Annotated in this window: 24 protein-coding genes; 8 read left to right on the top strand and 16 right to left on the bottom strand. The window is 63.7% G+C overall.

Annotated elements, in window-relative coordinates; all coding sequences use genetic code 11:
* Positions 1-3 precede the first annotated feature (3 nt).
* From IEY49_RS13925 to IEY49_RS13890, 8 genes are all read right to left on the bottom strand, one after another.
* Positions 4-420 (bottom strand): DUF3995 domain-containing protein, encoded by a 417-nt coding sequence (locus tag IEY49_RS13925; protein WP_189009876.1) that lies wholly within the window; start codon positions 418-420, stop codon positions 4-6.
* A 235-nt stretch (positions 421-655) separates the two neighbouring features.
* Entirely contained in the window at positions 656-2,290 is a 1,635-nt protein-coding gene (gene serA / locus IEY49_RS13920; RefSeq protein ID WP_189009874.1) for a phosphoglycerate dehydrogenase, read from the bottom strand.
* A 101-nt stretch (positions 2,291-2,391) separates the two neighbouring features.
* Positions 2,392-3,012, bottom strand: coding sequence for a leucyl/phenylalanyl-tRNA--protein transferase (aat, locus tag IEY49_RS13915; RefSeq protein WP_189009872.1), 621 nt, complete (start codon positions 3,010-3,012; stop codon positions 2,392-2,394).
* 1 nt (position 3,013) lies between these two features.
* The gene (locus IEY49_RS13910; protein ID WP_189009870.1) at positions 3,014-3,433 is read right to left on the bottom strand and encodes a PaaI family thioesterase; all 420 of its coding nucleotides are present in this window, start codon (positions 3,431-3,433) and stop codon (positions 3,014-3,016) included.
* 365 nt (positions 3,434-3,798) lie between these two features.
* Positions 3,799-4,929, bottom strand: coding sequence for a LysM peptidoglycan-binding domain-containing M23 family metallopeptidase (locus IEY49_RS13905; protein ID WP_189009868.1), 1,131 nt, complete (start codon positions 4,927-4,929; stop codon positions 3,799-3,801).
* 40 nt (positions 4,930-4,969) lie between these two features.
* Positions 4,970-5,410: a D-aminoacyl-tRNA deacylase gene (dtd, locus tag IEY49_RS13900; RefSeq protein ID WP_189009866.1), complete on the bottom strand. Its 441-nt coding sequence runs from the start codon at positions 5,408-5,410 to the stop codon at positions 4,970-4,972.
* 1 nt (position 5,411) lies between these two features.
* Positions 5,412-5,678: a DUF1844 domain-containing protein gene (locus tag IEY49_RS13895; RefSeq protein WP_189009864.1), complete on the bottom strand. Its 267-nt coding sequence runs from the start codon at positions 5,676-5,678 to the stop codon at positions 5,412-5,414.
* A gap of 74 nt (positions 5,679-5,752) precedes the next feature.
* The gene (locus tag IEY49_RS13890; RefSeq protein WP_189009862.1) at positions 5,753-6,118 is read right to left on the bottom strand and encodes a hypothetical protein; all 366 of its coding nucleotides are present in this window, start codon (positions 6,116-6,118) and stop codon (positions 5,753-5,755) included.
* Between the two features lie 353 nt (positions 6,119-6,471).
* On the opposite strand from IEY49_RS13890, the gene IEY49_RS13885 reads away from it, so the two are divergent.
* On the top strand, positions 6,472-7,107 hold the full coding sequence (locus tag IEY49_RS13885; protein ID WP_189009860.1) for a C40 family peptidase: 636 nt from the start codon (positions 6,472-6,474) through the stop codon (positions 7,105-7,107).
* A 98-nt stretch (positions 7,108-7,205) separates the two neighbouring features.
* Here the strand turns inward: IEY49_RS13885 and IEY49_RS13880 are convergent, their stop codons facing one another.
* Together IEY49_RS13880 and IEY49_RS13875 are read right to left on the bottom strand one after the other, a co-directional pair.
* On the bottom strand, positions 7,206-7,883 hold the full coding sequence (locus tag IEY49_RS13880; RefSeq protein WP_189009858.1) for an outer membrane lipoprotein carrier protein LolA: 678 nt from the start codon (positions 7,881-7,883) through the stop codon (positions 7,206-7,208).
* Positions 7,884-8,096: 213 nt separating this feature from the next.
* Positions 8,097-9,254: a hypothetical protein gene (locus IEY49_RS13875; protein WP_189009856.1), complete on the bottom strand. Its 1,158-nt coding sequence runs from the start codon at positions 9,252-9,254 to the stop codon at positions 8,097-8,099.
* A 128-nt stretch (positions 9,255-9,382) separates the two neighbouring features.
* On the opposite strand from IEY49_RS13875, the gene IEY49_RS13870 reads away from it, so the two are divergent.
* The 4 genes from IEY49_RS13870 to IEY49_RS13855 all read left to right on the top strand — a co-directional run bounded on the left by IEY49_RS13870 (position 9,383) and on the right by IEY49_RS13855 (position 13,451).
* On the top strand, positions 9,383-9,883 hold the full coding sequence (locus tag IEY49_RS13870) for an LEA type 2 family protein (protein WP_189009854.1): 501 nt from the start codon (positions 9,383-9,385) through the stop codon (positions 9,881-9,883).
* A gap of 62 nt (positions 9,884-9,945) precedes the next feature.
* Complete coding sequence (locus tag IEY49_RS13865; protein ID WP_189009852.1) at positions 9,946-11,142, top strand: amidase; 1,197 nt, start codon at positions 9,946-9,948, stop codon at positions 11,140-11,142.
* A 316-nt stretch (positions 11,143-11,458) separates the two neighbouring features.
* A complete protein-coding gene (gene miaB, locus IEY49_RS13860) occupies positions 11,459-12,838 on the top strand; it encodes a tRNA (N6-isopentenyl adenosine(37)-C2)-methylthiotransferase MiaB (protein WP_189009850.1) in 1,380 nt (459 codons plus the stop codon).
* A gap of 106 nt (positions 12,839-12,944) precedes the next feature.
* Positions 12,945-13,451, top strand: coding sequence for a hypothetical protein (locus IEY49_RS13855; protein WP_189009849.1), 507 nt, complete (start codon positions 12,945-12,947; stop codon positions 13,449-13,451).
* A gap of 59 nt (positions 13,452-13,510) precedes the next feature.
* Here the strand turns inward: IEY49_RS13855 and IEY49_RS13850 are convergent, their stop codons facing one another.
* The 3 genes from IEY49_RS13850 to IEY49_RS13840 all read right to left on the bottom strand — a co-directional run bounded on the left by IEY49_RS13850 (position 13,511) and on the right by IEY49_RS13840 (position 17,936).
* Entirely contained in the window at positions 13,511-14,692 is a 1,182-nt protein-coding gene (locus IEY49_RS13850; RefSeq protein ID WP_189009847.1) for an acetyl-CoA C-acyltransferase, read from the bottom strand.
* Positions 14,685-15,794 carry a glycosyltransferase family 4 protein gene (locus IEY49_RS13845; protein WP_189009845.1) on the bottom strand — a complete coding sequence of 370 codons (1,110 nt, stop codon included), beginning with the start codon at positions 15,792-15,794 and terminating at the stop codon, positions 14,685-14,687. The genes IEY49_RS13850 and IEY49_RS13845 overlap by 8 nt, the downstream gene beginning before the upstream one ends.
* A gap of 63 nt (positions 15,795-15,857) precedes the next feature.
* Positions 15,858-17,936, bottom strand: coding sequence for a 3-hydroxyacyl-CoA dehydrogenase NAD-binding domain-containing protein (locus IEY49_RS13840; RefSeq protein WP_189009843.1), 2,079 nt, complete (start codon positions 17,934-17,936; stop codon positions 15,858-15,860).
* A 169-nt stretch (positions 17,937-18,105) separates the two neighbouring features.
* Here IEY49_RS13840 and IEY49_RS13835 point away from each other — a divergent pair, with 169 nt between their 5' ends.
* Positions 18,106-19,095, top strand: a complete 990-nt coding sequence (locus IEY49_RS13835; protein ID WP_229780810.1) for an NADPH:quinone oxidoreductase family protein — start codon at positions 18,106-18,108, stop codon at positions 19,093-19,095.
* Between the two features lie 60 nt (positions 19,096-19,155).
* On the opposite strand, the gene IEY49_RS13830 is transcribed toward IEY49_RS13835, so the two are convergent.
* Together IEY49_RS13830 and purU are read right to left on the bottom strand one after the other, a co-directional pair.
* The gene (locus IEY49_RS13830; RefSeq protein WP_189009841.1) at positions 19,156-19,599 is read right to left on the bottom strand and encodes a hypothetical protein; all 444 of its coding nucleotides are present in this window, start codon (positions 19,597-19,599) and stop codon (positions 19,156-19,158) included.
* A 180-nt stretch (positions 19,600-19,779) separates the two neighbouring features.
* The gene (gene purU / locus IEY49_RS13825; RefSeq protein WP_189009840.1) at positions 19,780-20,655 is read right to left on the bottom strand and encodes a formyltetrahydrofolate deformylase; all 876 of its coding nucleotides are present in this window, start codon (positions 20,653-20,655) and stop codon (positions 19,780-19,782) included.
* Between the two features lie 41 nt (positions 20,656-20,696).
* On the opposite strand from purU, the gene IEY49_RS13820 reads away from it, so the two are divergent.
* Entirely contained in the window at positions 20,697-21,827 is a 1,131-nt protein-coding gene (locus IEY49_RS13820) for an aminopeptidase (RefSeq protein WP_189009839.1), read from the top strand.
* A 199-nt stretch (positions 21,828-22,026) separates the two neighbouring features.
* Here the strand turns inward: IEY49_RS13820 and IEY49_RS13815 are convergent, their stop codons facing one another.
* Complete coding sequence (locus IEY49_RS13815) at positions 22,027-22,497, bottom strand: C39 family peptidase (RefSeq protein WP_229780809.1); 471 nt, start codon at positions 22,495-22,497, stop codon at positions 22,027-22,029.
* A 531-nt stretch (positions 22,498-23,028) separates the two neighbouring features.
* Here IEY49_RS13815 and IEY49_RS13810 point away from each other — a divergent pair.
* A partial coding sequence (locus tag IEY49_RS13810) for a hypothetical protein (protein ID WP_229780808.1) occupies positions 23,029-24,024 on the top strand: 996 nt, incomplete at its 3' end.

Here is a 24,024-nt window from a genome sequence, read left to right as displayed (position 1 = left end):
GGCCTAACCCAGCAGCGCCAGCAGGGTCATTCCCCCCAGCGCCAGACACAGGGGCGAATACATCACGCGGTTGAGCCGGACGAAATCCTGGCCTGAGTACGCTTGCGTGGGCAATGCGTACCCCAGCACTCCGCGAAGCAGGAAAACGCCAGCCACCATGAAACCGGCAAGGCGAACAAGCGGCTGAAAATCACTAGGAACCAGAGTCATGACAAGAGCTGCAGACGCGACCAGCAACGCACCAGCAACGGCATAACAGGCGAGAGGTGACGGCATGCGGTCGACCTGAGGACCGCCAACCACCTTCTGGGCAAGGTCCTGAGCGTCACGCCCAGGCCAGACTGCTCCCGTCCCCCAGGCCACATGAAGGACTCCTGTCAGAACCAACACAGCCACTACAGGCCAGATCAACACTTCCATACCAGATAGTATGGTCTGTTTCAGATTGCAAACAAGGAGAATTGACCCGGCTCTCGGGTTACCTGAGTCACCGGCATGCATACGAGTGATCCTCGTGAGGCTGCAGGATCGACTGTGTGGTAACAGAGCTTTTTTACGACCCGTCGAACTGAACTGCCCGTAGTGCAAGAGCTCACACCACGGGCAGTTCAATGAATTTGAGGTCGAAAGCAATTCTTTCGGGAGAAACCTATGTTCAAACGCGCACGAGGTACGCGCTGTCGATCACGTCCAGGTCACGGATGGCCTGCAGCTGCTCGGCACTCAGGCCGTCGTCGAGGGATAGGGTAAACAGGGCCTGACCGCCCTTTTCCGCGCGCCCCAGGGCCATGCCGGCAATATTGACGCCCCAGGTTCCCAGCAGGTTGCTGAGCTTGGCCACCGCGCCGGGTTTGTCCTCGTTGCTGGCGATCAGGATGTGGCCTTCCGGCTCCAGTTCCACGCGGTAGTCACGCAGCCGCGTCAGGCGGGGGCTGCGTCCGAAGACCGTGCCGCCGATGGTGCGGGTGCGCTGCTTCTGGCTGCCGTCGCCGCTGCGCACCGTCACGATCACCTCGGTCTGGTAGTCGGGGCTGTCCTGCTCCTGCCGTACGGCAAGGTTCAGACCGCGCTCGCGGGCCAGGGCGCGGGCATTGATCATGTTGGGCGTGTCCTCGGTGCTGCCGGACAGGTATCCGACCAACGCGGCGGTGACCACCGGAGCGGGATCTGCGGGGAACTCCCCACGAAAGGTGACCTCCACGTCCTGGGCGCCGGGCAGCAGCTGAGCCAGGACGCGGCCAAGTTTCTCCCCCAGTTGCAGGTAACCGCCCAGGGCTTCCAGGGTCTTGGCATCCAGGGCGGGGGCATTGACCGCGCCTTTGCTGACGTCACCGTGCAGCGCCGCCAGCACCCGTGAGACGATCTCGGCTCCCACGCGCTCCTGGGCTTCAAAGGTGTTGGCCCCCAGGTGAGCCGTGATGCCCAGGTTCGGTGCGCCCAGGAAGATGTGGTCCGGTGTGGGCGGCTCATCCACGAACACGTCCACACCGGCAGCGAACAGGTGCCCGGAACTCAGGGCGTCGACCAGGGCCGCCTCGTCGACAATGCCTCCGCGCGCCGCGTTGACCACGATCGCCCCGGGCCGCAGCAATGCGAGTTCGCGGGCACCGATCATGCCGGTGGTTTCCTCGGTCAGGGGGGTATGGACCGTCACGGCGTCCACGCGGGCCAGCAGGTCCTCCAGGGTCTCGGCGCGTTCCACGCCCAGCCGCTCGAATTTGTTTTCTGGAACGTACGGGTCAAAGGCCACCACGTTCATGCGCAGCCCCTGCGCCCGGTCGGCCACGATGCTGCCAATGCGGCCCAGGCCCACGATACCCAGGGTCTTGTCCTTGAGCTCCATGCCCAGGTATTTGCGGTCCCAGTCCCCGGCGCGGGTCTTGCGGTCACTGCGGGTCAGGCCGCGGGCGGAGGCCATCAGGTGCATCACCGCCAGTTCAGCGGCCGAGACGTTGTTGCTTTCCGGCGCGTTGAGCACCAGCAGGCCGCGCAGGCTGGCGTACTCCAGGTCAATGTTGTCCACACCCACGCCACCACGTCCGATCACCTTGAGCCGTGGACTCGCCGCGTCGATCAGCTCGCGGTCGACCTTGGTCCGGCTGCGGGTGATCAGCGCGTCGTACTCGGGCAGGCGCCGCAGGGTCTCGGCGCGGTCCATATTGCCCTGATAGTCGATCTGAAACCCTTCGTACTGCAGGTCGCCTGGGTTCATCTCATCGCAGATCAGGACGCGCAGGGGCGCCCGGGTGGCCGGATCGGAGTCCAGGGGGGCGGGGGCAGCGGCAGTCATGCGGTCAGGGTAAGCGCCGAGGCACGTGCGCAGAAACAATTGGCTAGGAGAACTGGTGCCTTACACGCCAGGGGCTGTCTGGAGCCGTCTGCAACGGGGCTTCAGAAGCTTACATCCTGCCGGAGGGCGTCCCTCAGTCGCAGGGCGTATTCGGCGTCGTCAACTTCCACTACACCCAGCGTCTCCAGGTGCGGATTCTGAATCTGGGCATCGAGCAGGGTGAATCCCCGGGCATGCAGGTGGGACGCCAGATAAATCAGGGCGATCTTGCTGGCGTTTGTCACACGGTGAAACTTGCTCTCGGCGATAAAGGCGCCGCCCAGCGCCAGACCCAGCACTCCACCGGCCAGCGCTCCGTCCCGCCAGACCTCGAAGGAATGGGCCAGTCCACTGACATGCAGCTGGCGGTAAATCACGACCAGCTCATCGCTGATCCACTGGCCGTCACGGGGGGGTGACCCGCTCAGTTCGCCACGGCAGCCGGCGATGACCTGTTCAAAGGCTGTATCCCGGCGGACCTCGAAACGCCCCAGCTCACGGCGCAGCCGGCGCGCGACGTGCAGTCCCTGTGCCTCGGTTAGGGGGACCAGGGCCCGGCCGCTCACGGCGTACCACTGCAGGCCATCCCCGTTGTCCATCAGGAATGCGCCGCTCGCGTACCCACGAGCAATCTCGCGGGTCAGCGCATCAGGATGGTAGAGAAAGGTCTCGGCGTGAGGCAAGTTAGTCCCGCGGATACAGAACGGCCTGGGTGCAGCGGAACAGGGCCATGATTTTTCCGGTGGGCGCCCGCACCTCGGCGTCCCACACCTGGGTGGTCCGCCCACTGTGAACTACCCGGGCCTCGCAGGTGATCAGGCCTTCACGGGCGGTGCTCAGGTGGTTGCTCTTGAGTTCAATGGTCGTGAAACCGTTTGCCTCTTCGGGCAGGAGCATGCGGGTACCATAGCCGCAGGTGGTATCGGCCAGGGCAATCACGCTGGCCGCGTGCAGAAACCCGTTGGGCGCCAGCAGTTCCGGGCGCACCGTAAGCTCGGAGCGCAGCAGGCCTTTATCTGCATGTGTAAAGCGAATCCCGATCAGGCTAGGCAGAAGGCCAGTCCCCAGCGTGTTCAGGGTCTCCAGCGAGGGCAGCTCAGACATGCTGCCCAGCCTATCAGCGCCTGTGGCGGAAATCGGGAACGTGTGGAAGCAACGCGGCGGCAGAGTAATAGCGGTAACCCCAGCAGAAGACGGTGGAAACACTCAACTGCGGTGGGGTGAGCGGAATGACCGCGACAGGCGACGGTCAGAGTGGAGTTGACAGGAGTGCCCTCGTCCCGTCAACGGAGCGCAATACCGCTGCGAGAAGGAAAAGCATGGTGTGGTCATGCCGCCCCCAGCAGTCAAACCTGTGTCGAACCGGTGCGGGGCGTCGTAGCGTCTCGTCAAGCAATTTGTGGCGTCCCGGTCAGCACGTTCAGCCCTGCCAGATTTGGTGCAAGGGGTGGTTCGATGGTTCGGCGCTTCTACCGCGGCCAGATGCGGTTCATCCAGCCGGCTGGGTTGGTGCCCTCGCCGCGTACCCGCAGTTCCAGGTGTAGGTGGGGGCCACCGCTGAGGCCGGTGCTGCCCACTTCGCCGATTTTCTGCCCACGCGTCACCATCTGGCCCGGCTTGACCGTCACCCGGTTCTGGTGGAAATACAGGCTGGTCACCCCGGCGCCGTGGTCAATCACGACCAGCCCGCCCCGCACCGGATAGGTGCCGGCCAGCACCACAGAGCCGTCATTCACTGCAAGGACGGGGGTTCCTACCTGGGCTGGGTAATCGGTGCCGAAGTGATAGGCCACCTGCCCGCCTGCCACATAGGTACGCGGCTGGGCAAAACTGCTGCTGCTGGCCTTGATCCCCGACAGCGCCGGTGCAAACGGCCGCGACCAGCGCTGCGGTGTGCGCCGTACGTAGGCTTTTTCAACGGCAGCGTCCTCGGCGGCACGTCGGGGGTCCTGCAGCACACCACTGATCTTCGGCGGCAGGTTGAGATGCTGGATCGGCTGATCCAGCCCCACCACTGGAATCCGGCCCCGAACCAGCTCGCCGTTCAGGCTCACCTCGTACACCAGGGGCGTGGTTTTGCCCAGGACCACGCGGCCCAGCACCACGAACTCCCCCGCCGCACCGATGGGCTTCAGGACCTCGGCCGGTTCCCTGACATCCTCTCCGATCTCACTGGGAAAGCGCACGGTGGCCTGGGCAGCCCGGGCTCCGCTGAGACGCACCACGAAGGCCTCGCCCATGCGCAGGCTCTGAGGTACGCGGATGTTGACCCCCGCGATTCGGGCAGTGGCTGGGGTGGGGGCCAGCTGGCTCGCTGGCAGTGGTGCAGGCAGGACGGGTTTTGGTGCTGGTTTCGCGCCGGCTGGAGGTGGCGTCGTTACCGGTGCCGGGCGGGCAGGAGAAATGGGCTGACCGGGCACCCGGAGTTCCTGCCCGACACTAATTTCCGTTCCACTCAGGGAGTTCAGGCGGGTAAGTTCCGCGACGGTAGTGCCATGCGCGCGGGCAATGGAATACAGCGTATCGCCGGGTTTGACGGTATAGGCGCCAGCCACACCCGTCAGCAGCGCGGCGACCAGCAACAGTCCGGAGGGCTTCATGGCCGGCAGAATAGCGAGCGACGGCGTGAGAAGACGCGTTTCAGGGCAGGTCCAGCGTGATCGTGACTGGACCGTCGTTGGTCAGGTCCAGGACCATATGCGCCCCGAACACCCCTTCGCCGACCATAAGCCCCTGCTCACGCAGGGCATCGTTAAACAGCCGGTAGAGCTCCCTGGCCCGATCAGGAGACGCCGCGCCGGTAAAGCTGGGCCGGTTGCCACCCCGGGTGTCGGCATACAGGGTGAACTGACTGATGCTCAGCACGCTGCCACCGATATCCTGCACGCTGCGGTTCATCCTGCCCGCGTCGTCACTGAAAATCCGCAGCCGCGCGGTCTTCCCTGCCAGCGCGGCTGCGGTCTCCGGGGTGTCCCCAGGTGCCACTCCCAGAAGCACAAGGAGACCTGGTCCTGTCTGGCCTGTGATTATCCCATCCACCGTGCAGGTGGCCCGGGTCACCCGCTGCAGTACTGCCCGCACTCTAGTTCCCTGCGGCATTCAGGCGTTCACGCAGGCTGCCAATCGCCTGAGTCAGCAGGTCGGCCTCCGTGAAGTCCAGATTTCCCCGGGTTTTTTCCGCAAGCATGGTCAGCAGTTTCAGGCTGCGCTCGGCGGTCTGACGGGCACGGTTTTCTGCCAGCAGTCCGTCGCGTGCCGCGCTCGCAGTCGCCGCGTTCAGGTCGCCCAGGGCAGCCTCAGCGGTGGCCTGCAGGGAGTTGACGAGTCCGACAAATTCGGGATGTGCCATAACCGGCAGTCTAGTGCCCGGCTACAGTCCGCTGCTTTGACCGCGCCCGAAGCCGGTGCCGCCTCAGCGTGGCCTCAGGGCGTCAGCTTGGGGCGCTTGTTCCGCGCTTCGCGGCGAGCCTTGGGATCAAGCCCGACCAGCAGGAAGAAATTCTCCAGGGCGTTCTCGCGTCCCTTGAGGTCGGCATGCTCATGCTCGGGCGTCCCCGTCACGAAGGGAAGTTGCTGGTACATATCCAGCGCGTGTGCAATGACCTCGTCACTGGCATGCTGCTCCGAGTAGGTGCCCAGGGCCGCGTAGATTTCACGGCGGCTCTCTGCGTGCCGCAAAAAGGCTTCCGGATGGGGGGTTTCACCGGCACGCAGCATGTCCTGCCGGGCAATGCGGCGGTAATGCTTGAGCCCTTGGAGCAACTGGTCAGTGGTCATGGGTTCCTTCATGCATCCTCCTGCTAGGTACCGAGGTGCCAGCGACCGGCACCGGGATCGTCTTTCAAGTATAGGCGCGGGGCTTACGGGGCTCAGTGGTCATCCGAAAGCAACAGATCAGATTTCAGTTATGAGAATCCTGAGATAGCGTTTAACGTCTAATGATCCTGGAGACCGTATGAGCGCACAGTTTCAACTCCCGCACAGACATGAGCTGAAGTCTGAGAACCCTGAACCAATCGGCTCATTTCCGATTGGATTCATAATTACCAGAACGCATAACGGCCGTATGCACGCATAAATGTCTCGATTTTCTCAAGTATTAAGGGCAACTAAATAAAGATACGTTAAACTTCCTCCTGTCGATGAAACGTTCCCCTGCCTTTGTTGCCCTTGCATTTGCCGCGCTTGCGTTCAGCAGTGCCACCGCCGCCACCTACACCGTCAAGCCCGGAGACACCCTGTACTCTGTGGCGCGTGCCACTGGCCTGGACGCCAGCACACTGATGAAGCTGAATAACCTCAGCAGCACCACCATCCAGGTGGGTCAGCGCCTGAATACCGGGAGCGCCGATTCCAACGCCAAGGCTCCTGTCCGTCCGTCTCAGGCTGTCGCCGCACCCAGCCGTGGCGGTGCATTCGTGCGTAGCGCCGCCACCCGCTTCCTGGGTATCCGCTACGTGCTGGGCGGCAACGGCAATGGTGGGATTGACTGCTCGGCCTTCACCATGAATGTGTTCCGTCAGATGGGCATCAACCTGCCCCGCACCGCTGCCGCGCAATGGGGCGTCGGCGCGCCGGTCAACCGCAGCCACCTGCGCGAAGGTGATCTGGTGTTCTTCAACACCACCGGCCGCAACGCCAGCCACGTCGGCATCTACCTGGGCGGCGGCCTGATGGCCAACGCCAACAGCTACAGGGGCCGCTCCATGGTAGAGCCACTGTTCAGCAACCCCTACTGGGCCAGCCGCTACCAGGGTGCCCGCCGCGTTTTGAATTGAACTGAGCTCCACATTTAGCCTTTCATCGACAAACCCCCCGCGATCATGCGGGGGGCTTTTTCAGTCCTTTAGAGATGAGGACAGAGGGTAGAGACGTATTACTGACGAATGATTTCGGCATTTTTGGGCAGGGTTTTCAGGCCCGCAACGGTCAGGCCAGCGTTGGTCCGGTAGTTGGAGACCGCCAGATCAGCCACCGTCCTTCCCCCGCTGAGCAGTTGCATTCTGGTCGGACGCCAGCCGGCTTCGCTGATCCACACCCGGGCACGGTCACCGCCGTTTTTAGGTGTCGCTTCAAGCTGGAATACCCTCTTTCCGGCCGTCCCGGAAGTTCCCAGCAGCTTCACGCTGTAGTCCTTGAGCAGGGCCGCCGGATTGCTGAACTGGGTGAAGTCCAGGCCACCGAAGCCAGCACCCTCTGCCGCCTTCTTGAGGGGAGTCACGGTGACCTGATTGGTCAGGAACAGGTACTGCCGCACTTCCGTCCGGTCAGCCACAACCACGTTGTCGGCCAGCGCATCCGGCGCGGCAAATTGCAGTCGGGCGACACCCTGGGCGGGAATGCTCTTGATGGTCAGGTCAATTTTCTGGGAGCTGCTTTCCAGGCTGGCGTTGCCACTCAGGCGGAAGGAAACGTCTTTGACCGCCTTCTGGGTGGCATCAACCTTATTGATAATGTCCTGGGCACTCTGTGCACTGGCGCCCGAGCCCAGGGCGACAATCAGGGTCATGGTCAGAAAGTTTTTCACAAGGTGCAGTATCTCGTCCTGATCCATGAGAAGCGGTTCGCTGCGCTGACCACAGCTTTAAGGTAGGCGTACCCTGCGAGTTGCTCACGGTTCTAATATCAGTGGCTCCCAGAGATGAGGATGAAGACCGGCATGCCCGTGGCGCTGGCGGAGCAAGCAGGTGCGACAGCGACTGATTGCGGTCGAGCTGACAGGAGCACGGCCCTCTCCCCAGGACGCGACAGGCTACCGCTGCCCGAGTTAGCGACGCTCGGTCTGGCCAAGAGGCAAAGAGTAGGAGACGCGTGCGCCATAGCCGATGTCTCCATTGAAGGACTGCCCTCCGCGCAGCTCGAGCCCCAGTTGCCCCGGTCCCGCCGGCAGGGTGGCTTCCACACCAGCACGGAGCGGCATCCCCTGCTTGCGCCAGGGTTCGAACGCACCGTACACCCGCAGCGCACTGCCTTCACCCAGCACATCGGCGGCACTGACGCTGGCCGTGACCCCGAAGGCTCCCGGACCGACAAGGGTGTCGAGACCCAGGCTTAACCCGGCAGGCGTGGCATACCCGATACCGGCCGTCAGCCCCAGCACGTCGCGTCCTGCCCGGGCACCCAGGCGCCACGTCACCGTGCCCGTGACCTCAGTTTCCGGGTCGACAGGAGCAGAATCGTCGACCTCTGCGCCGTCGGGCTCGGCCGGCTGCTCTTCCTGTTCAGTCCCAGGCTGCTCCTCCGGTGCTGGGGCGGTTGCTTCCTCCTCCGCCGGGGAGGACGAACCGGCAGTGGCGGGCTCTGCGCTCTCCGGGGCTTCCGGTGATTCTTGAGGGTCGCCCTGGTCCTCTGCAGGCGGCAGCACCCGGGTCAGGTCACGCCGCCCCTCCACGCCCAAGAAAGCCTGCGGCTGCCCTCCCAACTCCCCGCCGCCTACCACCACCAGCGAGCGGCTCAGGCGGTAGCGCGCAGTCAGGTCCGCGTTCCAGCCCCGGTCACGCAGGTCGCTGGCTTCAAAGGCGTATGGAGCCAGGGGATCGACGCTGGCCACAGAGGTGGTGAACAGCTCGGCACCGACGTTGAGCGCGACCGGTCCCAGGGCACCGTTAACCCGCGTCTGGGCGCGCACGCCACCGCGCCACGTGACCGCGAGGTCGCCACGTGCGGTGACTGCACCCAGCGGCGCCAGCGAGAAGCCGCGGCTGAAGTGCAGATCCGCGGCCCGGGTGGACAGCCCCAGGGCCGCGGTTCCGCCCGCGAAATTCACATCCGACACCCCGAATCGGGCAGTCCCCGTAGGCCAGACGCCTCCCGCCGGACCATGAACGGCCACGCCGAAGTCGAGACTGGTGGCCTGCGCCCCACCCAGGAGTGCGGCTGCCAGTGCCAGTGAGCGCCCATGCCGGTGTCGTGCGTTCTGCTGCATGGGGGAAGCGTACTGCACCCCCTCTGGCGCCTGAAGGGTGACGGTCTTGAGGATCCTTTCTGGTCTGCGATCTCCAGTTTGTCTGGGCACATCAGACTTCCGTGAGGGACACGGCTTAGGCTGAGGCTATGCGACGCCTCCTGCCGCTGACTGCCACGTCCGCCCTGACTCTCAGCGCGTGTACGCCAACACAACCGATCGTGCAGGTTCCGAGTGTGGACGTACAGCAGGTGCGCCTGACCGGGCTGACCCTACCGGGTGGACTGGGTGGGGGCCCGGCTGTGGCGCATCTGACCATGGACCTGGCGGTCACCAACCCCAATCCACTGCCTCTGCGGATGGCCAATCTGGGTGGTCAGCTGGTGATTGACGGCGCCGAGGTCGGTCAGGTCCAGTTTCCCAACGTGAATCTGCCGGCGCGCGGCACCGCGCAGCAGGTGGCCAACGTGTCGATTCCCGTGACGCTGAATACGGCCGCGTCGTTCCTCAAGGTGGCGCGCGGTCAGCTCGTGACGTACCGGCTTGACGGCGGCTTCAGCCTGAACCTGGGACCGCTGGGTGAGCAGGCCTTCGGGCCGTTCACGCTGGCGCAGGGTCAGTGGAAGCAGCCTCCCATCCGGCCCTTCTGACGCCGCACAACAGCAGCACGGAAGGCTGCGCCTTGACAGCCTGAACCGCTACCCTGCTGGTCATGGCCGACCAGCATGCTTCAGTTCCTCCGTCAGCCGGAGCTGCGTTTGAGGACCCACAGCGGGCGTGGGCATACCGTCCGGATTCTCCTCTGGCTGGCGCACCTCACGGCCCGCTTGCAGGCCTGACGTTTAGCGTCAAGGACCTGTTTGGCGTCCCAGGCTGGCCCCTGACCGCCAGCACACGGGCAGCCGTTCCCGAAACCGGGAATAGCGTACTGGTGCAGCGTCTGCTCGACCTGGGCGCCTCCGCCACCGGCAAGACGCACCTTCATGAAATCGCCCTAGGAATCACTGGCATCAATGGCCACGGCGGCACCAGTCATCCTTTCGAGGCCCAGCGTCTTCCTGGGGGCAGCAGTAGTGGCGCAGCGGTCAGTGTGGCGCTCGGTCAGGTGGATTTTGCCCTGGGAACCGATACCGGGGGCAGCATCCGGGTGCCAGCCGCATGGTGCGGGGTCGTGGGGTACAAGCCCACCAAGGACCACGCGGCCTGGAGTACCCAGGGTGTGCTGCCACTGTCGTGGACATGTGACCACGCCGGGCTGCTGGCACGCGACCTGGCCATGGTGGTCAGGGTCCACGAAGCCCTGACAGGAATCAAGGTGCAGCCACAGCCATGGGCCGGAATCCGCGTCGGACTGTGGCTGCCCGAATCGTGGGTCGCGCCAGAGGTCCAGGGCGCCATTGCGGAGTACGCACGGCGGCTGGAAACCCAGGGCGCAGCTGTGGTCAGGGTTGACCTTCCCGAGATGCTGGACGCCTACACCCCTATCGTGCTGAGTGAGGCCGCGCAGGTCCACGCGCGGACGCTACAGCAGGAGGACCCGGGGTTTCTGCCGTTCACCCTGGGACTGCTGCGACAGGGACAGGCCCTGAACGAAGGCGCGGTACGCGAGGCCCATGCCCGGCGTACGGAATACCGCGACTATCTGGACGGTCTGCTGTCACGGCATGACGTGCTGCTGGCTCCGGTCGTGCCGGTACCTCCCCCACTGATGGGCCAGGAAGAAATAGAACTGGGCGGTGGCCCGGTTGTGCTTCGCCGCGCAGTACTAAGGCTCAACGTTCCTTTCAGCCTGCTGGGTGTTCCCGCACTGACAGTCTCCACAGCCCTGCCTTTTGTAGGGGTGCAACTCATCGCACCACGCGGAATGGACGACCGGCTGCTCGGCCTGGGCCTCTCTGCACAAAGTTGAAGTTTCAGCCTGCTTTCCCTTGCTGTTCCATTCTCTTAACTGGGGTACCTGCTCAGGTTGATGGATGGTTCGGGGCACCAAAGCCCTTGTGGCATGAGGTTACCTCTGCGTCGCCCTGTTGAGCGATGCACCAGTGCTGGCCCTGGCCTGCATGCGTGGGCTACAGCCGTCCTGTCCGCTGGTCCAGCCCTGGCCCTGACCAATCTGCCCGCGTCCGGCTTGCTAGAATCCCCGCTGCTGGTCGCGTGCCCTCCCCTGGCAGCGCACCGTGAACAGGCCCCGGAATCCATCCGACAGGCTTGCAGGAGGAAGGCAGATGAAGGCAACAGTCATCACGTACGGCTGTCAGATGAACGAGTACGACACGCACCTGGTCGAGTCCCAGCTGGTCTCTCTGGGCGCCGATCTGGTGCAGGGTGTGGACGAGGCGGATTTTGTATTGGTCAACACCTGCGCGGTGCGTGGCAAACCGGTGGACAAGGTACGCAGCCTGCTGGGCACGCTGCGCAAGGTCAAGGCGCAGCGGCCCCTGGTGGTCGGCATGATGGGCTGCCTGGCCCAGCTGGAAGAGGGTCAGCAGATGGCCCGCAAGTTCGAGGTGGATGTGCTGCTGGGACCCGGCAGCCTCCTGGACATCGGGCAGGCGCTGGAAAGCAACGAGCGCTTCTGGGGGTTGCAGTTCAAGGACGAACTGCACGAGCACATTCCGCCGGCCCCCACAGGCAGGCTCCAGGCCCACCTGACCATCATGCGGGGCTGTGACCACCACTGCACCTACTGCATCGTGCCGACCACCCGCGGGCCGCAGGTCAGCCGCTCGCCCGACGACATCCTGCGCGAGCTGGACCTGCAACTGGCCGCCGGTGTTCAGGAAGTTACCTTGCTGGGCCAGAACGTCAATGCCTACGGAGTGGACCAGGGGGCGAAGCTCGCCGGCTCCCCCAGTTTTGCCGACCTTCTGCGGCTGGTGGGGCGCAGCGGCGTGCGCCGCATCAAGTTCACGACCTCGCACCCCATGAACTTCACCGAGGATGTGGCGGCGGCCATGGCCGAAACCCCTGCCGTCTGCGAGTTCGTGCACCTGCCCGTCCAGAGCGGGTCCAACCGCGTGCTGCGCCGCATGGCCCGCGAGTACACCCGTGAGAAGTACCTGCAGCACATTGCCGAGATCCGCAGGCATCTGCCACATGCCGTGCTGGCGACCGACATCATCGTGGGCTTTCCGGGCGAGACCGAGGAGGACTTCCAGGAGACCCTCAGTCTGTATGACGAGGTGGGTTACGACAGCGCGTACATGTTCATCTACTCGCCGCGCCCCGGCACACCCAGCTACAAGCACTTCACTGACCTGCCGCGTGAGCTGAAGACCGAGCGACTGCAACGCCTGATTGCCCGCCAGAAGGAATGGAGTGCGCGCAAGAACACCGAGAAGGTCGGTACGGTGCAGGAGGTTCTGCTGCGCGGCGACGCCCATGACGCCGGTTTCCTGGAAGGGCATACCCGCGGCAACCACCCCACGGTGGTGCCCAAGGCGATTGGAGCCTCACAGGCCGGGATTTACCCGGTACGAATCGAGCACGCTACGCCGCACATGATGTATGGCCGCATTCTCGACACACATGGTGAACCCCTGCCCGAGCAACCCCGCCTGAATCCTGAGGCGGCGGCCGTCAGCAGTCCGCTCCAGATGGCCTGAGCATCTTGAGCATTCGGTGGTTTTTCATGGCTCTATTTGCTCTAGGCTCAGAGATGCTCAAGAGCGAGTCACCTTCCGGTCAGGTTCTCACCTCAGAGTGAGAGGTATGAAAAAGCTCTTTCTGGCAGGTGTAGGCATGGCAGGACTTCTCGCGGGATGCGGAAGCGTAACCGTCGCTTATGAACCCGTCACCCTGAATTCCGTGCAGTTCACTTCAAACTGGTTCGTGGAGAGCAACGGGAACAGGCAGTACATCATCTGCAACGACCGCGAAACTACCGTATTCATGGACGTCCGGTGGACCGGACCGCTGGCCCGACTGGACGCACGCTTTGAGGGCCAGAACACCACCGCCAACAACACGACGAGGACCACCGGCTACTTCGCGCCTGATTACAGCGGAGCACGCCAGTTCACCTACACCTTCGGTGCCGGCATGGCTCCCCAGAGCCTGACCAAGGGCCAGAACGCTGCGCTCAGTGCGCAGGCGATTGTGGTCAATCCGGTCAACCGTGGCACCACCTTCCTGACCGTGACGGGCTACAACCCCGATGGCGTGCCTAGCAATACGATTCAGCTGCCTCAGGGCATCCCGGTTTACACCTGCGGCTGAACCACCCCAAATAAAGAGGCCCCCAGCATGTCGCTGGGGGCCTGTCTTATCTACCCCGTTCAGAGCACCTCGAACAATCCTGCAGCGCCCATGCCTCCGCCCACGCACATGGTGACGACCACGAATTTTGCCCCCCGGCGCTGGCCCTCCAGCAGGGCATGCCCGGTCAGACGGGCGCCGCTCATGCCGTAAGGGTGCCCCACGCTGATGCTGCCCCCGTTGACGTTGTACTTCTCAGGATCGATCCCCAGTTTGTCGCGGCAGTACAGGGCCTGCACGGCGAAGGCCTCGTTCAGCTCCCAGAGGTCGATGTCGTCCACGCCCAGGCCGTGACGTTTCAGGAGCTTGGGAATGGCGAACACCGGCCCGATCCCCATCTCGTCAGGTTCGCAGCCAGCAACGGCAAAGCCACGGAAGACCCCGAGCGGCTGCAGGCCCCGGTCACGCGCCATCTCCCCGTTCATAACGACCACGGCCGCGCCTCCGTCGCTGAGCTGAGAGGCGTTGCCGGCCGTGATGACGCCGCCCTCGAACACCGGCTTGAGTTTGGCCAGACCCTCGATGGTGGTGTCGGGCCGGTTGCCCTCGTCCAGCGTCCGGGTGACCACTTCCTCGGTGATCTCGCCGCTCGCCTTGTTCTGCACCTTCATGCGGGCCGTGAAAGACACGATCTCCTGGTCGAATTTGCCTTCACGCTGGGCGGCGGCCGTGCGCATCTGGGACTGACAGGCGTACTGGTCCTGCTGCTCGCGGCTGATGCCATAACGGCTGGCGACGATCTCGGCGGTTTCCAGCATGCTCATGTAGATGCTGGGCTTGTGCTCGGTCAGCCACTCGCCGCGCAGACGGAATTTGTTGGCGTGCTCGTTCTGGGTCAGGCTGATGCTCTCCAGACCCCCGGCCACGAAAATGTCGCCCTGTCCGGCCATGACGTGGTTTGCAGCCAGGGCAATGGTGTTGAGCCCGCTGCTGCAGAAGCGGTTCACGGTCACTCCACTGACCGTCACGGGGAGGCCAGCACGCAGGGCGATCTGCCGGGCGATATTGCTGCCGGTCGCGCCTTCGGGATTGCCGGCGCCCATGATGATGTCCTCGACTTCTTCCGGGCTCACGCCGGCGCGCTCCAGCGCGTGGGTCACGACATGCGCGCCGATGTCGCCGCCGTGGGTGTCGTTCAGGTACCCCCGGTAAGCCTTGCCAATGGGAGTGCGGGCGGTAGAAACGATTACAGCGTCATTCATCTGAAAAACCTCCGGAAAAGGGCTGACAGGCAGCGTGAAGAAGACTGGCGAGTTGGGCCGCGCTGCCGGAGTGGGTATGGTGCTCCAGCACCCGCTGCCGGGCGGAGGTGCCGAAACGGGCAGCCACGTCGGGATGTGCCGCCAGCGCTTTCAGGGCGCGGGCCAGCAGGACCGGCTGAGGTGGGATGAGCAAGCCGTCCACGCCGTCACGCACCAGTTCGGCCTGGGCAGGAATCGGGGTGGTCACGACCGGAAGCCCGCTGCTCATGGCCTCCAGCGTCACGAGTGACTGGTTCTCAGCCAGGGTGGGCTGGAGCAACGCGTCAGCGGCACGGTACAGCTCGGGCATGTCCCAGCGCCGTCCCAGAAAGCGCACGTTCCTCAGCCTGAGGCGGCGCGCCAGCGCCAGCGCCGCCACACCCATACCCGCGTCCATGTCACCCACGAACACGAAGTCAATATCGGGCGCGTGTCGGGCGGCCCGGACGGCCGCGAGCTGGTTTTTTTCCAGGGTGAAGCGTCCAGGCACCAGCACGGTGAAGCGGCGGAAGTCCAGAGTGGTCCGCAGCGAAGCGCGTTCTTTGCCGGTGGCAGGACGGTATCGCTGCGGATCCGCACCGTTGGTCATGCCTTGGGTATTCCGCACGCCCATGCGGACCCGCAGAAAGTCGGCGCCCCAGTGCGACACCGTGACCACGCCATCGGCCGCCCGAAACGCACTGGCCTTGGTGTGCCGGTAGATCTCGCGGTACAGCGCCCGCAGGGGTGCGGGGTAGTGATAGTCAAGCTGGTCGTGGCTGACCACCAGCCGTGGTGCGGCGAGTGCCGGAAGCAGGGCCCGGTAAGTGGACGGCTCCCAGGCCTGCACGACCCTCAGGTGCGCGTGCTGGGTGAGCTCTGGCAACCGGTTCACGTCGGTATACCGCTCCACCCTGACCGGTCCGTCCGCCAGGCCCGCCGCAAAACGGTCGAGCGTCTGATGGCTGGGCAGGTACAGGGAGGGTCGCACGCCGTGATCGGGAAGCAGAGGCAGGAGAGCTGAGAGCCAGACCTCACTGCCCGCCACCCGGGGGGCGTCGGTCAGGAAGGCGACATCAAGCATGGGCAGATCAGAAACTACGCACCGATGATGCCGCCCGCACGGTGCAGTCCGGTGCCGCGCTGCTCAGGCCCTGGCCTTTTCCGCGTCGTACTGGGCGAAGGTCTTGCCTTCCTGCGCCAGCCTGCTCAGCAGCGGCGCCGGGGTCTGACCGCACTTCTCCAAGTCCGTCACGACGTTCTGGAGGCCCATCTCGTCGGCGTACTGCATCGGACCGCCGCGGTAGGCCGGGAACCCGTAGCCGTAGATGTAGATCACATCGATATCCCCGGCACGCTGGGCGATGCCTTCTTCCAGAATTTTGGCCCCCTCGTTCACCAGCGAGTACGCCAGCCGCTTGGTGCTCTCCTCCTGCAAGATTTCGCGGGGGGTAATGCCCTTCTCGGCGCGGTACGTGTCGATCAGCTCCGTCATCTCGGCATTGGGGCGGGGCTTGCGCGACTCGTCGTAGTCGTAGATGCCGGCGCCGGTCTTCTGGCCCTTGCGTCCCCGCTCCACGATGCGGTCGAGCCAGCCGTCGGGTTTGGGCTGACCGAGCACCTTGGCCTGGTGCTGCCGGATGGCGTACCCGATGTCCAGTCCGGCCATATCGCTCATCTGGAAAGGACCCATGGGCAGGCCCAGCGCGTTCATGCTGGCGTCCACGTCCTGCGGAGCCGCGCCTTCCTCGACGATCTTGCGGGCCTCGTCGCCGTAGCGGTGAATCATGCGGTTGCCGACGAAGCCGTCACACACCCCGACCACCACACCGACCTTTTTAATTTTCTTGGCCAGCGCCATGCTGGTGGCCAGCACGCTGTCACTGGTCTTGTCGGCACGGACGATCTCCAGCAGTTTCATCACGTTGGCCGGGCTGAAGAAGTGCAGCCCGATCACGTTTTCAGCCCGGCCGGTCACGCTGGCGATCTCGTTGACATCCAGGGTCGAGGTGTTGGTCGCCAGAATCGCACCGGGCTTGGCGATGGCGTCGAGCTTCGTGAAGATCTCCTTCTTCACGTCCATGTTCTCGAACACGGCTTCAATGATGATGTCGGCGTCCGCGAGGTCTTCCATGTTCAGGCTGGGCGTAAGCAGTGCCATGCGCTTTTCGACATCCTCCATGGTCATGCGGCCCTTTTTGGCGGTGTTCTCGTAGTTGCGGCGGATGACGCCCAGGCCACGGTCCAGGGCTTCCTGCTGCGTTTCCACGATGGTCACGGGAATCCCCACGTTCAGGAAGTTCATGGCGATGCCGCCGCCCATGGTGCCCGCGCCGATAATGCCGGCCGACCGGATATCGGTGGTGGGCGTGTCCTTGCTCAGGCCGGGAATCTTGGCGCTCTCGCGTTCGGCGAAGAAGATGTGACGCAGCCCGCGCGACTGCGGAGAATCCTTGGCCTGCATGAATTTCACGGCCTCGGCTTCCCAGCCGGTCTGGAAGGGCTGGGTCGCGGCCATTTCCGCCAGATCGACAATCAGTGACGGTGACAGCTGGCCGCGGTGGGTCTTCTTGATGCTCTCGCGGGCTGCCGCGAACACTTCCGGGCTGCCGCCTTCCACACTGCGCTCGCTGATGCGTGGCAGCGGGCGCGCGTCGGCGTGGGCGCGGGCAAAGGCCACGGCACCTTCAAGCAGGTCACCCTGGACCAGTTCGTCCACCAGACCAAGTTCGCGGGCTTCGGTCGCGCGAATGGGGTTGCCGGACAGCATCATCTCCAGCCCCTTGGCCGCGCCCACCACGCGCGGCAGGCGCTGGGTCCCGCCAGCACCGGGGAGCACGCCCAGTTTCACCTCGGGCAGACCCAGCTGGGCCTCCGGGACGGCCACCCGGTACGAGCAGGCCAGCGCGAGTTCCAGCCCGCCACCCAGGGCGGTGCCGTGAATGGCCGCGACGGTAGGTTTGGAAAATTGGTCGAGTTTCTCCACCGTGCCGCGCAGGTCCGGCGCCTGTTCGCGGGGCATGTTGAAGGTCTTGATATCCGCCCCAGCCACGAAGGTGCGCCCCGAGCCGATAATGACCACCGCGCGGATCGTGTCGTCGGCCTGAGCCGTGTCCAGGCCGGCTTTGAGGCCTTCAGGCACGCCGGGGGAAAAGGCGTTGACGGGTGGGTTGTTGATGCTGAGAACAAGAATATCGTCCTGACGGGTCTGATCCACCATGCTCATGTACGGTTTCCTCCTGGGGAACTCGGGTTGACCCCTTTTGTGGGGCCGTCTTCAATTCGGTGTGCTGGCGCCCATGCTTTCATGACCTTCCCGTCCGGTCAAATACGTACACGTTCAGAGTGCACGTTTACGTTCACTTTGCAGGGAACATTCGGGTATGCTTCCTGCCATGACCACAACGATGCGAGGCATGCTGGTGGAACGACTGGGCTCCCCCGACGTGATGGAACTGCGCGATCTGCCGTTGCCCGAGCCCGGGCCTGGACAGATCCGGGTCAAGGTCGAGGCCGTCGGCATTAACTTCGCGGATGTGCTGGCCGTTGCGGGCGAGTACCTGACCCGCACGCGGGTGCCGTATACCCCGGGAATGGAGTTTGCCGGCATCGTGGACGCGCTGGGGGAAGGGGTCAGTGGCGTGCAGCCGGGTGTGCGGGTGGCCTGCCTGGGCGGAACCGGCGCCCTGGCCGAATATGCGGTGGTTCCGGCGGCGGGCCTGATTCCGGTGCCCGAGAGCTTCAGCGCCGCGCAGGCGGCAGCTTTCCCCGTGTCGTACTTCACGGCCTACCACGGCCTCAAGACGCTGGGCGCCGCCCAGCCTGGGCAATGGGTGCTGGTGCAGGCCGCAGCCGGCGCCCTGGGCACCGCCTCTATCCAGCTGGCCAAGGCCATGGACCTGAACGTGATCGCCATGGCGTCCACCGAGGAAAAGCTGGAGCTGGCCCGTAACCTGGGTGCGGACGTCACCCTGCTACAGGACGACCCCGACCGGGTGCAGAAGGTCATGGAAGCCTCGGGTGGGCGCGGCGTGCCGCTGGTGCTGGAAGTCGTAGGAGGCAAGAGATTCCAGGAGAGCCTCAAGATGACCGCCCCCCGGGGCCGGGTCATCGTCATCGGCAACGCCAGCCGTGAACCCGCGCACCTTCAGCCCGGCGAACTGATGAAACGCAATCTGACGGTCACCGGACTGTGGCTGACCAGCTTGATGAGCGACCAGGAAGCCACCCGCGAGGCCGCACAGGAACTCACGAGGCTGGTGGGGAGCGGCAGGGTCACGCCGCAGGTGGGGCCGACCTACGCCCTGGCCGACAGCGCACGCGCCTTTCAGGACCTGATGGACCGCAAGACGACCGGGAAGGTGATTATCGAACCGCAGAACTGAGCTCAGCGGGCAAAGGAGGGTGGACGCTGACCGTGTCCACCCTCCTCTGAGTTCCAGCAGTTATTGCGTAAACAGCCGCAGCAGGGGGCGCCACCACGGAATCGCCGCGAGGCTCAGCAGCAGGGCCAGCGAGGTCCAGATCACGGCCGCGCGGTACTTGCCCTGGTCGGTAGCCGCGCGCTTGCTGAGTGCACTGGCCAGCGTGGCGAACACGGCGACGAGTACACCCAGGCCCACGTGTTCCCAGCGGAAACTGGGGCGCGGCGCGTCGGCGAAGGCCGGAATGGTCTGCATCCCCATGAAGGCAAACAGCAGCAGGCCCAGGACCAGTTGCAGGTGCACACTGCCGGTGAACATGGCGACCGCCTTGCGTTCACTGGCGGTAAAGGCCCGGCCACCGCCCAGCCCCGGCAGGGTGCGCAGCAGCGCCACGGCCCCGAAAATCAGCACCAGCCAGCGGACGATGCTGTGCACGGACAGCAGAATCACATAGAGACCTTCCATGGGCACAGCCTACCGGAAGGTCAGGAGCGTGACACCGCAACCTGTCATACGGATTCCGGACAATCCGTTACGGCCCCTTCGCTTCGCTTCGGTGCCTTCACTCCTGTCCGTCAGCGTTTTTCCTCCTCCCTCCGCCCCGGGTCAATCAGTTATTCAATAACTGATTGACCGGAATCCATATCAGAACACCACGGTCTTGTTGCCGTACACCAGCACCCGGTCCTCGGCATGCGCCTTGACGGCGCGGGCCAGCACCTGCCGTTCCACGTCACGGCCCAGGCGCATCAGCGTATCGGGCGTCTCGCGGTGCGTGACCGGCACGACGTCCTGCGCGATGATCGGACCGGCGTCGAGTTCCTCGGTCACGTAATGGCTGGTGGCACCGATCAGCTTGACGCCCCGGTTGAAGGCGGCGCGGTAGGGGTTGGCCCCCACGAAGGCCGGCAGGAAGCTGTGGTGAATGTTGATCACCGGGCGGCCAAAAGCCTGCAGAAAGTCCCCCGACAGAATCTGCATGTAGCGCGCCAGCACGGCGAAGTCCACACCGGCCTCGTGCATCAGCCGGATCTGCTCGGCCTCGGCCTCGGTCTTGTCGTCGCGGGTGACCGGCACCAGATGAAACGGAATACCGAACATTTCCGCGTCGCGCCTCAGGTCTTCATGGTTGCTGATAACAAGCGGAATCTCCACGTTCAGTTCGCCCCGGCGCCTGCGCCACAGCAGGTCCAGGAAACAGTGGTCATAGCGGCTGACCAGCACCGCCATCCGCTTGGGCTGGGTGGCGTAGCTGACCTGCCACGCCATGTTCAGTGGCTCTGCGACCACTCCTGCAAAGGCCCGCTCGAAGGATTCACGCGCCCTGGCCAGACCTTCCAGATGAAATTCCATGCGCATGAAGAAGGTGCCGCCTTCCGGATCGGTGCTGTGCTGGTCACTGTGAATGATGTTCGCGCCGTGGTTGTGCAGGAACTGCGACACGGCGGCCACGATCCCCTGCCGGTCGGGACAGCTGATGGTCAGGGTCGCGGTGTTGGGAACGTCGGGGACAGCCGTCATATCCGGCGAGAATACTGCCCACCCCAGGGTGCTAGCCTCCCATGGTGCAGACGAACAACGTGCAGACCAATACGGACGAGTCCGCCTCTTCCCTCCTCCTGCCCTACGATCCGGTGCGGCACGCTGCGCTGCTGGCCGACTACTGCCTGATGGCGGCCCCGGGTGAGCGCCTGCTGGTGGCCGGTGGGCAGGCGGCCACTCCTCTGATCCGCGAGGTGACGCGCGCCCTGCTCACCCGGGGTGCCCGTCCGGTGGTGCGCGTGGACTACCCCGGCCAGGACGACGACTTTGCCGAACTCGCCTCGGACGCGGTGCTGGACGCGGTGCACGCGGCCGATGTCGCTGATGTGGAAGCGCTGGACGGCAGCCTCCGTATCCTGACCCCGGAACCCGGCCAGCCCGGAGACGCCGCGCGGCGCGCCCGCCTGATGGCCTCGCGCGCGCCAGTGGCCGCCGCCCGCGCCCGCAAGAAATGGAGCCTGACCCTCTTCCCCACCCTGCACGCCGCAGCGCAGGCCAACATGGGCCACGAAGCCTTCGGCGATTTCGTGATGCGGGCCATGTTCCTGGACCGCGCCGATCCGGTCGCCGCCTGGGGCGAGGTGCGCGAGATGCAGGCCAGGGTGATCGAGCGGCTGACCCGTGCTGATGTGGCGCGGATCGAGGCCCCGGGCACCGACCTGACCCTGCGCGTGGGGGGCCGCACCTGGGCCAACAGCGACGGCCGGCGCAACATGCCCAGTGGCGAGGTGTTTACCGGACCGCTGGAAGACAGCGCCGACGGCGTGGTCACCTTTACCATTCCGGCCGCGTACCAGGGCCAGATGGTCCGTGGAGCCCGGCTGGTCTTCCGCGCCGGCGAGGTCATTGAAGCCAGCGCCGAGGAAGGCGAAGACGTGCTGCGCGCCGCCCTGGCGACCGATGCGGGCGCACGCCGGCTGGGTGAGCTGGGCATCGGCACCAACAGCGGCATCCAGAGTCCCACCGGAAACATCCTGTTTGACGAGAAGATCGGCGGCACGGTGCACCTGGCCCTGGGCAAAAGCTACCCGGAAACCGGCGGTCTGAACGCCAGCGCCATCCACTGGGACCTGATTACCGATCTGCGCCAGGGCGGGCGCCTGAGCCTGGACGGGGAAGTGGTTCAGGAGAACGGCGTTTTCCTGATCTGAGGTTGGGAGAGCAGAAACGAAGGGCGCCTGAAACATCCAGTGCGCCCTTCGTTTGATCTCTGCCAGGATTTATCAGCCTGCATGCGTGTGCTACAGCCTTTCGCTCGACCTTTCCGGAACCCGAATGGCGAGAATGAGCTGAAAATTGGTTGATGCGGGCAGAGGTCAGGCTTTGTATCAACGCGAAGGGCGCAAGACCCTAACCCACGACCTTCCGTACCGTGGCCGCCAGCTGAGGCGGATACAGCACTGCAAACTGCCCGCGCTGATCGGCCCAGACGCGGGCAAAGTCGGCATAGCCCATGCTGACGTACCCGAGCAGCGGATCCATCAGGTAGACCTGGCCCGTGGGGTCGTTGTAGCCGACCACCACGCGCCAGTGCGGAATCACCTTGCCCGCATCGGTAATGTGCGACTGCAGGGCGATGATCGGCAGACCACTCTTGATGGCCGACTTGACGACAGGCAGCGAACCATTGGCAAACAGCCGCGCTTCCATCCCGACCTCGGGCGCGAACCTGACGATAGCCTCGGCACTCATATAAGAGGTCTCGGTTGGTCGGGTGCGGCGGCTGACGTCTGCCATGTTCATTTTCAAGCCGAAATAGGCCAGTACCTGCGTGATGCTGGCAGGGCCACAGGCGTTGTACGTCTGACGCACAAGCGGCATGCCGGAAAGCACGAACCCGGGTGACGGGGATGCTGCATGGGCTGCGCCAAGTGTGAGAATCATAAGTAAAGCAAAAACACGCACGCAAGTAGCATGAACTACACGGCAGCACAAGAACATGACCCGGCACCCCGCACTCCTGTGATCCGACACATAGTAACTCGCGTTTGTCCGCGTTGGTTCATGGAGCTGAACGGCAGGCAGCGGAATACCTAAATTGCCTTTAGCAGAGGGGTTTTCGTGAGTATCGGTTACCCATAAGTGCCCCATGAGCAGGACAAAACCTCTTTTACAGACCAATTTTGTGTGAAAAACCGAACAGCCCGTGTCACACGAAGAATACAGAAGGCACCCCCTCCCCCCCTCATCTTCTTTAATATTCATTAAGAAATGAAAGGAAGCTGACTCCCTTTTCACGCTTTGCCAATGAGGGTAAGGTGAACAAAAGTAAAGGGGAGCGATGACAGCCGTTCTGTACCCGGTCACCTGGGACGGCTTGAGCAATGGTGAGACCGACCCCGAGGAGACGTTATGAAGCGAACTCTCGGCGGTCTATTGTTGGCTCTCACTCTGGCGGCATGTTCGCAGTCGGACTCGCCCCCAACATCTGAAATAACACCGACTAATACTAGCGCCACCGCGCCGAATTTAGCTGGTTCTATGCCTGTACTGAAGCCATTAGATATTGTATTAGCTACTACAGCAACCACTAATAATGTTGTCGCATCTCTAAAAGGAACTATTAAGGAAGTCGATGTAGGAACAGCGCTTGATGTCTTCTATACAATATTTGAAGATAGGGCCTACGATGGTGTGTCTTATCCAGATGGTGCCGATACTGGCCCCAATAAGGATAATCCTCGTTGTAATGCCGTAAGCGATAATCCGGTAACAATCACTATTAATACACATTCTAATGTTCAAATAACCTCAACCAATTTAATTTCCACACCTTCAAATTCGATTCAATTCACTAGTTGTAATCTCAGCAAGAAAGTAACCCTGACATCCAATGTAGCGGGGGACTACCCTATAACAATCACTACATCGGGCGGAAGAGGGAATGGCACTGTCTATGGAACGACTGCCCAATTCACATTAAAAGTGAAAACGTCCACTGCACCGATTGTTCAGCCAACAATTTCTGGTATGCCCTCCAACCAAACTGCAGAAGCTAGGTCAAGTGATGGCGCCGCAGTCTCGTATGCGCAGCCAACAGCAACACAAAATACCCAGCCAGTGGCAGTTAATTGCACTATGCCTGGCCCGGATGCCACCAGCATCTTCGTGAACGGTGGTGGCACATTCCCCCTGGGCACCACCACTGTGACCTGCACCGCTGGATCGACCAACGAAACCTTCACAGTCACCGTGCGTGACACCACCGGCCCGGTCATCACGGCGCCCAACGTGGGCCCCATTCAAGCCACTGGCGCAATGACCGCAGTTAACTTCGCGCCTAGCGCCACTGACCTCGTCGACGGCAGCAGAGCTGTCTCTTGCGACAAACTCAGCGGCTCGACCTTC

Source organism: Deinococcus malanensis (assembly GCF_014647655.1).
GTDB lineage: Bacteria > Deinococcota > Deinococci > Deinococcales > Deinococcaceae > Deinococcus > Deinococcus malanensis.
This window is presented reverse-complemented; position numbering and strand designations above follow the sequence as displayed.

Excerpts from the sequence above, each read along its gene's own strand:
- serA (WP_189009874.1), bottom strand. The coding sequence starts at position 2,290 with ATGACTGCCGCTGCCCCCGCCCCCCTGGACTCCGATCCGGCCACCCGG.
- IEY49_RS13840 (WP_189009843.1), bottom strand. The coding sequence starts at position 17,936 with ATGAGCATGGTGGATCAGACCCGTCAGGACGATATTCTTGTTCTCAGC.
- IEY49_RS13815 (WP_229780809.1), bottom strand. The coding sequence starts at position 22,497 with ATGCCGCTTGTGCGTCAGACGTACAACGCCTGTGGCCCTGCCAGCATC.
- miaB (WP_189009850.1), top strand. The coding sequence starts at position 11,459 with ATGAAGGCAACAGTCATCACGTACGGCTGTCAGATGAACGAGTACGAC.
- IEY49_RS13890 (WP_189009862.1), bottom strand. The coding sequence starts at position 6,118 with ATGAAGGAACCCATGACCACTGACCAGTTGCTCCAAGGGCTCAAGCAT.
- IEY49_RS13845 (WP_189009845.1), bottom strand. The coding sequence starts at position 15,794 with ATGCTTGATGTCGCCTTCCTGACCGACGCCCCCCGGGTGGCGGGCAGT.
- IEY49_RS13870 (WP_189009854.1), top strand. The coding sequence starts at position 9,383 with ATGCGACGCCTCCTGCCGCTGACTGCCACGTCCGCCCTGACTCTCAGC.
- IEY49_RS13910 (WP_189009870.1), bottom strand. The coding sequence starts at position 3,433 with ATGTCTGAGCTGCCCTCGCTGGAGACCCTGAACACGCTGGGGACTGGC.
- purU (WP_189009840.1), bottom strand. The coding sequence starts at position 20,655 with ATGACGGCTGTCCCCGACGTTCCCAACACCGCGACCCTGACCATCAGC.
- IEY49_RS13925 (WP_189009876.1), bottom strand. The coding sequence starts at position 420 with ATGGAAGTGTTGATCTGGCCTGTAGTGGCTGTGTTGGTTCTGACAGGA.
- IEY49_RS13905 (WP_189009868.1), bottom strand. The coding sequence starts at position 4,929 with ATGAAGCCCTCCGGACTGTTGCTGGTCGCCGCGCTGCTGACGGGTGTG.
- IEY49_RS13830 (WP_189009841.1), bottom strand. The coding sequence starts at position 19,599 with ATGGAAGGTCTCTATGTGATTCTGCTGTCCGTGCACAGCATCGTCCGC.
- IEY49_RS13850 (WP_189009847.1), bottom strand. The coding sequence starts at position 14,692 with ATGAATGACGCTGTAATCGTTTCTACCGCCCGCACTCCCATTGGCAAG.
- IEY49_RS13895 (WP_189009864.1), bottom strand. The coding sequence starts at position 5,678 with ATGGCACATCCCGAATTTGTCGGACTCGTCAACTCCCTGCAGGCCACC.
- IEY49_RS13835 (WP_229780810.1), top strand. The coding sequence starts at position 18,106 with ATGACCACAACGATGCGAGGCATGCTGGTGGAACGACTGGGCTCCCCC.
- IEY49_RS13865 (WP_189009852.1), top strand. The coding sequence starts at position 9,946 with ATGGCCGACCAGCATGCTTCAGTTCCTCCGTCAGCCGGAGCTGCGTTT.
- IEY49_RS13855 (WP_189009849.1), top strand. The coding sequence starts at position 12,945 with ATGAAAAAGCTCTTTCTGGCAGGTGTAGGCATGGCAGGACTTCTCGCG.
- IEY49_RS13885 (WP_189009860.1), top strand. The coding sequence starts at position 6,472 with ATGAAACGTTCCCCTGCCTTTGTTGCCCTTGCATTTGCCGCGCTTGCG.
- IEY49_RS13820 (WP_189009839.1), top strand. The coding sequence starts at position 20,697 with ATGGTGCAGACGAACAACGTGCAGACCAATACGGACGAGTCCGCCTCT.
- IEY49_RS13880 (WP_189009858.1), bottom strand. The coding sequence starts at position 7,883 with ATGGATCAGGACGAGATACTGCACCTTGTGAAAAACTTTCTGACCATG.
- IEY49_RS13875 (WP_189009856.1), bottom strand. The coding sequence starts at position 9,254 with ATGCAGCAGAACGCACGACACCGGCATGGGCGCTCACTGGCACTGGCA.